Source organism: Alteromonas sp. Cnat3-28 (genome assembly GCF_022348265.1).
Lineage (GTDB): Bacteria > Pseudomonadota > Gammaproteobacteria > Enterobacterales > Alteromonadaceae > Alteromonas > Alteromonas macleodii.
The window spans coordinates 1-1,116 of the sequence record NZ_JAKREY010000049.1 but is presented as its reverse complement, the minus strand read 5'-3'; the positions used below and the strand labels follow the sequence as shown (position 1 = coordinate 1,116).

Genomic DNA, 1,116 nt, shown 5'->3' with positions numbered 1-1,116 from the left:
CTTCGAAGGCACACGAACTGCGCAATAATCCATGCCCTCAGCCCAATTCTCTAGTTCTGCATCAAAACTGAAAAGCTTGCCTACTAAAGATTTATCTATCATCGTCAATTCTCAATAAATGCATAACATTAAGCTAAGCGGCGCATTTGCGTGGGGCATAATGGCGAAGCCGCCCCGCGTAAATGCGTCCGAGCGACCGAAGGGAGTGGTCTTAAGCGCCTTGTTATAAGCAGAGCCAGTTCCTTTGGTCTTTTTAAAAACTGTTGAAGCCAGCATACGATTGATTGTTAACACAAACAAGCAAAACGACTGTGCACAGATGTTTTTGATTTGACTGAAGCTAGCCGCCATCTGAGCTACCAAGTGTAATGGCGCTTGCTGTCTGAAAATAAGAGCTTGAAGGTAAAGCGCCTATTACACCACCTTTGAGTTGAAAGCGGCGGATTTAAACCTACCACAAGCCAGAGCGACGCAAACGAAAACAGGCAAAGGCAGTTGCACTGAGATTTTTATAAAGCCAAACGCAGTTTAGGCTGACGCCTTATAACTTTTCAATAACGGGCGCAGACATGTGGGGCATAATGGCGAAGCCGCCCCGCGTGTATGCGTCCCAGCGAACGAAGTGAGCGAGTTTATTGAGTTGTTAGGCCGTGCTGATAAGTTAGTCACGGCTATTAATAAAATTTTGTAACTCATCTGAGAAGCCACTAATTTGTTTAGCTTCTAGAAGGCCGTCTGATTTCATTAATGCAAGTTGCAGCATAGCTTTAGACCTTGCGTTGTAATCGAATATGTTGGCGATACGTTTGTCGCTGTTTTCCATCAATTTATACAAATAAAGATATTTTGCATGATTTGAAAGTTCGGGATCATCGATTCCTTTACGCACATCGTCTAAAACTTGCTGGCAGCATTTATCTAATGCATCTGCCTTAACTTGTTTGAAGTGTTTCCAATCTGCCTCTGAAATCATGTTTTACCTCTATAGGCCTAACTTCCAAATATGGGGCGCAAACACGTGTGCAACAATGGCGAAGCCGCGCACGTGTTTGCGTCCCAGCGAGCGGCAGCGAGTGCCATAATTTGTTTGTTATGTGACTTTACCCTAAATAAGAG

General features: G+C 44.2%; 1 protein-coding gene. It reads right to left on the bottom strand.

The annotated features are described in order from the left end of the window. Positions 1-661: 661 nt before the first annotated feature. The gene (locus tag MHM87_RS19750) at positions 662-973 is read right to left on the bottom strand and encodes a hypothetical protein (protein WP_239260867.1); all 312 of its coding nucleotides are present in this window, start codon (positions 971-973) and stop codon (positions 662-664) included. Positions 974-1,116: the final 143 nt, after the last annotated feature.

What these genes read in the sequence shown, in the direction of transcription:
- MHM87_RS19750 (WP_239260867.1), bottom strand. Translation starts at nt 973, where the DNA reads ATGATTTCAGAGGCAGATTGGAAACACTTCAAACAAGTTAAGGCAGAT.